This is a genomic window from Azospirillum sp. TSO22-1, from assembly GCF_003116015.1.
Lineage (GTDB): Bacteria > Pseudomonadota > Alphaproteobacteria > Azospirillales > Azospirillaceae > Azospirillum.
In genome coordinates this window covers 22609-30013 of sequence record NZ_LGQZ01000143.1, presented here as the reverse complement: position 1 = coordinate 30013, position 7405 = coordinate 22609, and the positions used below count along the sequence as shown (strand labels likewise).

The 7405-nt window shown below is 72.5% G+C and carries 7 protein-coding genes and 1 pseudogene; all 8 read right to left on the bottom strand.

Annotated features, from left to right (window positions below; all coding sequences use genetic code 11):
* Positions 1–549 (bottom strand): annotated as a pseudogene (locus TSO221_RS36130) (energy transducer TonB); the annotation flags it as partial.
* Complete coding sequence (exbD, locus tag TSO221_RS30095) at positions 546–971, bottom strand: TonB system transport protein ExbD (protein WP_109122199.1); 426 nt, start codon at positions 969–971, stop codon at positions 546–548. The pseudogene TSO221_RS36130 and the gene exbD, both read right to left, overlap by 4 nt.
* 4 nt (positions 972–975) lie before the next feature.
* The gene (gene exbB, locus TSO221_RS30090) at positions 976–1680 is read right to left on the bottom strand and encodes a tonB-system energizer ExbB (RefSeq protein ID WP_109122198.1); all 705 of its coding nucleotides are present in this window, start codon (positions 1678–1680) and stop codon (positions 976–978) included.
* Between the two features lie 6 nt (positions 1681–1686).
* Complete coding sequence (locus TSO221_RS30085) at positions 1687–2163, bottom strand: hypothetical protein (RefSeq protein ID WP_146208945.1); 477 nt, start codon at positions 2161–2163, stop codon at positions 1687–1689.
* Positions 2164–2171: 8 nt separating this feature from the next.
* Positions 2172–2585 carry a hypothetical protein gene (locus tag TSO221_RS30080; RefSeq protein WP_109122196.1) on the bottom strand — a complete coding sequence of 138 codons (414 nt, stop codon included), beginning with the start codon at positions 2583–2585 and terminating at the stop codon, positions 2172–2174.
* A 9-nt stretch (positions 2586–2594) separates the two neighbouring features.
* Complete coding sequence (locus TSO221_RS30075) at positions 2595–2906, bottom strand: DUF2149 domain-containing protein (RefSeq protein WP_109122195.1); 312 nt, start codon at positions 2904–2906, stop codon at positions 2595–2597.
* Positions 2903–3454 (bottom strand): MotA/TolQ/ExbB proton channel family protein, encoded by a 552-nt coding sequence (locus tag TSO221_RS30070; RefSeq protein ID WP_109122194.1) that lies wholly within the window; start codon positions 3452–3454, stop codon positions 2903–2905. The genes TSO221_RS30075 and TSO221_RS30070 overlap by 4 nt, the downstream gene beginning before the upstream one ends.
* Before the next feature lie 4 nt (positions 3455–3458).
* Complete coding sequence (cobN, locus tag TSO221_RS30065; protein WP_109122193.1) at positions 3459–7403, bottom strand: cobaltochelatase subunit CobN; 3945 nt, start codon at positions 7401–7403, stop codon at positions 3459–3461.
* Positions 7404–7405: the final 2 nt, after the last annotated feature.

The following is a 7405-nucleotide window of genomic DNA, read 5'->3' as shown; positions in this document are numbered from 1 at the left end:
GGGGGCCGCCGCGGGGGCCGGGGCGGCCGGTGGCGCGGGGGTGGCGGGAGCGGCCGGCACGGGCGGCGCCTCCACACGGCGCGGCGGCGGTTCCTTGACGGGCGGCGGGCGGTGCTCCACCGGCTTCGGCTTGACCTTCGGCGGCGGCGGCAGCGGCACCTCGACCTCGGCGACCGGCGGCGGCTCGGTCAGCGGCAGCGGTTCCGGGATGGGGACCGGGATCGGCTCCGGCGGCGGCGGTTCGGGGTCCGGCGGCGTGGGCTCGGGCGGGGGCGGCTCGGGCGGCGGGGGTTCGACGACCGGCTGCGGCACCGGTTCGGGGACGGGCTCCGGCGCCGGCTCGGGAGCCGGCGGCGTGGGCGCCGGGGTCATGTCCAGCATGATCGCCTCCGCCGCTTCCGGCGTGGGCGGCGGCGAGGCGTGCCACGTCGCCAGCCCGGCCGCCGCCGCGGCGTGCAGCGCCAGCACGGCGCACAGGCTGGCGGTCCAGCGCCCGCGGCCGGGCGGATCGAGGTCGGGCGTGTCGAGGGTGGGCAACACCAGGGTCACGGCGGCGTCCCGGCGTCCAGGCCGACCAGCGCCACCTTGAGGTAGCCGGCGGCGCGCAGCGCGTTCATCACCTCCATCAGCGCGCCGTAGTCGACGCTGCGGTCGGCACGGAGGAACACGCGCTGGCCGCGGTCGCTGTTGGTGGTCTGGTCGAGCGCCGCGGCGAGCGCCGCCCGCTCCACCGGCGCCTCGCCGAGCACCAGCGACTGGTCGGCCTTCACCGTGAGGAACAGCGGCTTGTCCGGCCGCGGCTGCGGCGTGGCGGTGGAGGCCGGCAGGTCGACCGGCGTGTCCACCGTCGCCAGCGGGGCCGCCACCATGAAGATGATGAGCAGCACCAGCATCACGTCGATGAACGGCGTGACGTTGATCTCATGGGTCTCGGCGAGGTCGCCGTCGCCGTGGTCGAGGCGGACGCCCATGCCGCTACTCCGCCGCCTTGAGGTGGCGCAGCGCGCCGCGGTCGAGGTCGCGGCTGACCAGCCGCAGCACCGACGCCGAGGTGTCGCCGAGCTGCCCGCGGTAGCCGGTGATCGACCGCGCGAAGGCGTTGTAGACGACCACCGCCGGGATCGCCGCGACCAGCCCGAAGGCGGTGGCGAGCAGCGCCTCGGCGATGCCCGGCGCCACCACGGCGAGGTTGGTGGTCTGCGTCTTCGCGATGCCGACGAAGGCGTTCATGATGCCCCACACCGTGCCGAACAACCCGACGAACGGCGCCGTCGAGCCGATGGTGGCGAGGATTCCGGTGCCGCGCGTCATGCGCCGCCCGGCCTCCGCCTCGATGCGCTCCAGGCGCGAGGCGACGCGCTCCTTCAGGCCCTCGCCGTGGGCGCCGGCCGACAGGTGCGCCTCGGCCACCGCGGCGCGCACGAAGGCCGCCGCCGGGCCGCCGGCGAAGCCGACCCGCTCGGCCGCGTCGGCGAGGCCGCGCGCCTCCTCCAGCAGCACCAGCGCGGCGCGCGCCCGGCGCTTGGCGGAGCGCAGCTCCAGCCCCTTCGCCAGCCACACGGTCCAGGTGGCGACGGAGCACAGCGCCAGGCCGACCATCACCGACTGCACGATGAGGTCGGCGGCCAGGAACATGCCCCAGGGCGACAGGTCGGAATGCGGTTCGATCACGGAAATCATCCTCGGTTACTGCAACGTCATGGTGGAAGGCGCCCAGTGCGCCAGCCCGGTCCCGGGCATCGAGCGGGTCCGCCCGCCGGTCAGGCGGACGCCGCAGGCCAGCAGCGCCATCGCCAGCGCGTGCAGCCCGGGCCCGAGCAGCCGCGCCCCGCTGGGCGGCAGCAGCAGGCGGGTCAGGAACAGCGCCGCCCCGTCCTCGCCGCGCTGGTGCTGCGCCAGGACGTCGAGCAGCAGCCGCTCCTCGTCGCCCAGGCAGCGGCACCAGGGGTGGTGGAAGACGTTCACCCCGGCGGCGTGCAGCAGCGCCATGGTGGAATCGAGCGTCGGCACCGCGGCCTCGGCGCCCAGGTCGGCGAAGGTCCGCGCCAGCGCGTCGGTCACCGCCACCTCGGCCTTCACGCCGGCCATCCAGGCGCGCATGCCCCAGAGCACCAGCCGCTCGTTGCTGCTCAGCGCGGCCGAGGCGGCCGTGCGTTCGATCACGAACTCCCTCATGCCGCCCCCGCCAGATCGAGCCCCACGGAACCGAGTGCCCGCGCGTAGTCGGCGCAGTGCCGCTGCACGGTCCGGCACTCGTCGGGACGGAACATCGGCCGCAGCATCAACCGCCCGTCGACCCGGCCGCCAGCCTGCGCCACGGCCAGCGCGCGCAGCAGCAGCGCCTCGTCGTCCGACAGCGAGGGCTGGTTCACCGGCGCCAGCCTGACCGGGCGGGACGGCAGCTTGTCGACGCAGCGCATCAGCCGGTCGAGCGCCTGCCGCGCCTCCGGCGCCCCGGCGACCGCGAAGGCGGCGGCGCAGCGGCCGCACGCGGTCTCGTCGCCTTGCCGCTCGGCCAGCCAGAGGCGCAGGCTCCACACCGCGAAGCGCTGCGCGAAGGTCAGGTCGTCCCACCGCATGCCCATGGTCTCACCTCACTCCGGCACGTAGAGCATGGAGCCGTCCTTCAGGCGGTAGGCGACGCCGGCCTTGGTGCCCTCGCCCTGGCCGACGCTGCCGCTGGACGTGTAGCGCTCGAGCTTCTCGCCATCCTTCACGACGATCTCCATGTTCGGCTGGCCGGGGTTCTTGATCATGGTGACCTTGTCGGCGCTGAACGGGTTCATCGGGTTGTTCGCCGCCGCCAGCAGCAGCGCCGCGATGATCACCAGGAACACGTCGATCAGGTTGACGACGGAGAGGATCGGGTCGTCCGCCTCGGCGTCCTCCAGCAGCTTCTGGCTCACGTCGCGTCCCCCTGGGCCAGGGCGTAGACGGCCTCGGGCGCGTCGTTGGCGCGCTGGATGTCGGGGCGGCCGGTGCGGCGGTGCTCGATCTCCAGCAGCTCCTCGGCGTACCAGCGGCGGCGGACGTTGACGATCAGGTAGGTGATGGAGGCCGCCAGCAGCGCCAGGATCACCGCCGAGAAGGCGACGGTCAGGTTGGCACTGACCGCCGCCAGCTGCCCGTCGGCCAGCGACTTCAGCGCCGGGCCCATCGGGATCATGGTGGCGACGAGGCCCAGCATCGGCGCCACGCGGGTGGCGATGCGCGGCGCCTCCAGCCGCTTGAAGGCGAGGGTCTCCAACTCGGTGGCGGTCAGGCGGTGATCGTCGCACCAGGTCGCCAGCAGGTCGAACCCGGCCCCCTCCCCCGCCCAGCGCTGCCGCGCCTGCCAGAGGAACGCCCCCAGCGCGTAGAAGGCGTAGAGGAACAGCACGACCACCGCCAGCAGCACCGGCAGCATGAACAGCTGGCTGGCCTGGTACAGGATGGTCTCGATGGAGGCTTGCATGGGCTCAGAGTCCTTGTGAGACGAAGAGGCGCGAGGGACGGCGCGACTGCCGGCGCGCCCCGGCGACGAAGGCCAGGAGGGTGATCAGCACGGCCGCCGGCATCGACCAGGGGAAGAGCGCTGGCTCGGCCGGCTGCTCCTGCTTCTCCAGCTTCTGGCCCTGGACGGGCTGCGCCTGCGGCTGGGGCTGGGCGGCGGGTTCCGGCGGCGCCGGCACGGCCTCCGCCGGGGGTGCCGCGTCGCTCAGGCCGAAGCCGGCGGCCTGGGCGACGAAGGCCTGGAACTTCCTGTTGTCGGTGGTGACGTCGTAGCGCTCGGCCAGCTCCTGCCAGCGCTGCGCCAGTTGCGCCACGTCCTTGGGGTCGGCGTGCCAGTACTCCTTGCGGGCGGCCTCCAGCATGCGCTCGATGACCTGGGCCTGGGCGTGCGGGTTGTTCTTCTCGAACCACTCCTTGATGCCGAGGTTCAGCTTGTCGTCGACGTAGACGGCCTTCAGCTCGTCCCACTGGTCGTCGCGCACCACCTCGGGCGCCGTCGCCTGCCAGCCCCACAGGTTGTTGACGGTGTCCAGGATCTCCAGCGTGCCGCTGTAGCCCTGCTTCTGCATCTCCGAGATCCAGCCGGGGTGAAGGTAGCGGCTCTTCATCTCCCTGGCGAGGAACCCCGCGGCGGTCTCGGTGCGCGGGTTGCCGGTCTCGCGCAGGTTGGAGATGTACAGCTCCGGCGACTTGCCGGTCAGCTGGCGCACCGCCAGCCCGATGCCGCCCAGGTACTGGAACGGATCGTCGGTGGTCAGCATGCCGTAGAGGTTGGAGCTGCGCGACAGCAGCGCGCCGTCCACGCCCTTCAGGTGCTCGGCGAAGGCGTTCACCGGAGGCTTCTCGCCCCACTTGGACTCGTCCGTCCCGTAGGCGAATTGCATTCGGTTGAGGTAGAGCGTGGCCAGCTTGCGGTCGCCCTCGGCGCGATCCTCCTTGCCGTCCTTGCCGGTGCCCCAGCTGTCCGAGGCCAGCGTGGCGTCGTCCAGCCCGGTGCCGTAGGCGCCGGACTCCGAGGAGAACACGCGCGTCTGCGCCAGCCGCTTCGCCTCCGCCGCCGGCACGCCCTGGCCGAGCAGCGCCGTCTCGATGCGGCGGGCGTTGGCGGCGACGGCGTTGCCGGGCTCGTCCAGCTCCGACGCCTTCCTGGCGGCCTCGGCCAGCATCTTCATGACGTTGGGGAAGTGGTCGCGGTAGAGGCCGGTGGCGGAGATCACCGCGTCCACCCGCGGGCGCTTCAACTCGGCCGCCGGGATCGCCTCGACGCCGGTGATGCGGCCCCCCGCGTCCCAGGTCGGACGGAAGCCCATGACCGCCAGCGCCTGCGCCTCCAGCATGCCGAAGTGGCGCATGGTCTCCACCGACCACAGGGTGAAGGCGAGCTTCTCCGGATGGCGGCCGTGCGCTTGGCGGTGCTGCTCGATCAGCTTCTCCGCCGCCTCGCGCCCGGCTTCCCAGGCCTGCTTGGTCGGCACGCGCGACGGGTCGAAGCCGTAGAGATTGCGGCCGGTCGGCAGGCTGTCCGGGTTCTTGATCGGGTCGCCGCCGTAGGAGGTCGGCACCAGCCGCCCGGCGAGGCCGGCCAGCAGCCCCTCGTTCTCCTTGCCGCCGGACAGCGCCAGCCAGAAGCCGCGGCCCTTCTCCAGCAGTTCCGCCACCGTGGGGTTGCCGGCGTACGGCTCGCCGTTGCGGACGTGGCGGTCGAGCAGGCGCCACGCCTCGGTGTCGCGCAGCTTGGTGTAATCGGTGACGACCATCTCCTCCGGGTCGTCGGGCATCAGCGCGTTCAGGAGCGGCCGGCCGAGCATCTGCATCACGGTGAACAGCCGCAGATCCGCGTCCGCCGGCTGCCCGAACACCGCTAGGCCGAGCGGCTGCTGTTGCAGCGCCAGGTCGTGCAGGTGGTTGTGCAGGGAATCGACGAAGGCCCGGAAGTCGCGGTCGATGACCGCCGTGTCGATGCCCATGTCCTTGTCGATCTTCAGCTCGACCACCAGGGCGCGGAGGTCGGCGGCGGTCTTCGTCTTGACCTCGCCGTCGTCCATGTTCAGCCAGCTGTGCAGCATGTCGTGCAGCCGGTTGATGTCGCCGTGCAGCCCGGCCGGCGCGAAGGACGGCGTGGCGTGCGAGACCGTCACCGCCCGGCCGCGCCGCTTGGTCTGCAGGGCCTCGCCGATGTTGTCGACGATGTACGGGTAGAGCACCGGCGTGTCGCCGAGCACGAGGTACGGATAGTCGTACACCGACAGCCCGCGCTCCTTGCCCGGCTGCCACTCCTCGGTGCCGTGGGTGCCGTAGTGGATCAGGGCGTCGGCGCCGAACTGCTCGCGCGCCCACAGGTAGGTGGCGAGGTAGAAGTGCGAGGGCGGCACCTTGGTGTCGTGGTACATCGCCTTCTCGCGGTCGTCGAACTTCTCGCCGCGCGGCGGCTGCGGCAGGATCGTGACGTTGCCGAGCTTCAGGCGCGGCACCACGAAGACGCGCTCGCCGTCCACCTCGGCGGCCATGGCGGATTTCTCCGGATCGCCGAAGCGCCCGGTCACCGCGTCGCGCACGCCCTGCGGCAAGGCGTCGAACCACGCGCGGTAGCGGGCGATCGGCAACGCCTCGGCCAGCCCGCGCTTCAGCAGGTCCTCCAGCTCGTCGTCGTGGTAGAAGGGCGACAGCAGCGCGGTCAGGTCCTCGACCAGCGCCTCCTCGCCGCGCGTGTCCACGCGGTAGCCGGCGGCGTTCAGCGCGTCGAGCGTGCTCTCCAGGCTGCGCGGCAGGTTGAGGAAGGACGCGCCGAGGTTCTTCTCGCCCGGCGGGTAGTTCCAGAACAGGATTGCCGCCTTCTTCTCGGCGTTCGGCAGGCGCTGCAGGCGGGTCAGCGCCAGCGCCTTGTTCACCACCGTGCGCGCCTGCGCGTCCATGGCGACCACGTCGCCGTCCGCCTTGCGGGTGAAGGCGGCCATGATCGGATCGCTGATGCCGGCGTATTCCGGCTGCGCCAGATAGAAGGGGATGTCGGTGGTGGAGACGCCGGCGGTGTCCTGCTCCCAGTCCGCCTGCTCGCCCTTGCGGTAGGGCATGGCCTGGAGCACGGGGATGCCGAGCCGCTCGAACTCCGCCTTGCGGCCGTCGGCGTTGAGGACGATCTGCGTGTTGATCAGCACGTCCAGCACCCGCTCGCCGCCGACGTGGGCCATGCGCTCGACCTCGCCGTTCGCCATGGCCGGGACATAGAGCGGCATGGCGACTCCGCCGCCCGCCTCGATGCGCGCCACCAGCCCGTCGAGGAAGCCGGTCAACTCGGCGCCCAGGTAGGCCTGGTGGAACAGGATGCCGACGACCGGTGGGCGCTCGGCCGGCTTGACGCCCTTCCAGGCCAGGAAGGCGGCCGGGTCGGCGAAGACGCGGCCGGCGTAGCCGGGGTGGTAGATGCCGGTCTCCGGGAAGATCTGCGGCGGCGCGCACGCCGGCCCCGCCGTGCCGAGCACCGCGCGGTCGAGCTGGCACAGAAAGGCGGCAAAGTTCGCCTTGCCGCCGTTCAGGTAGTAGGTGTGCAGCAGCTTCGCGGTCTCCGGCGGGATCCCGCCGGCCTCGGTCGTGCGCTGCTGCAGCCACAGCCAGGGCACGGTCACCCCGGGCAGCAGCGGCCCCAGCGCCGCCTTGGTGTGCGCGGCGGCGCTGCCGTTGGTGCCGTCGATGACGATCAGGTCGTGCTTCGTCAGGTCGGCGGGGCGGATCTCGGCCCCCGCCGCATCGACGTAGCGGTACTCCATGGTCAGGCCCGCCTCCGCCGCCAGCGGCTGGACGCGCTGGAACTTGCCCGGCTGGATCGGCTGGGCGGAGAGGAACAGCACGCTCTTGCCCCACGCGGGCGAGGCCAGGGACAGCAGGGCGGCGAGGAGGAGGGCCAGACGGGTCATGG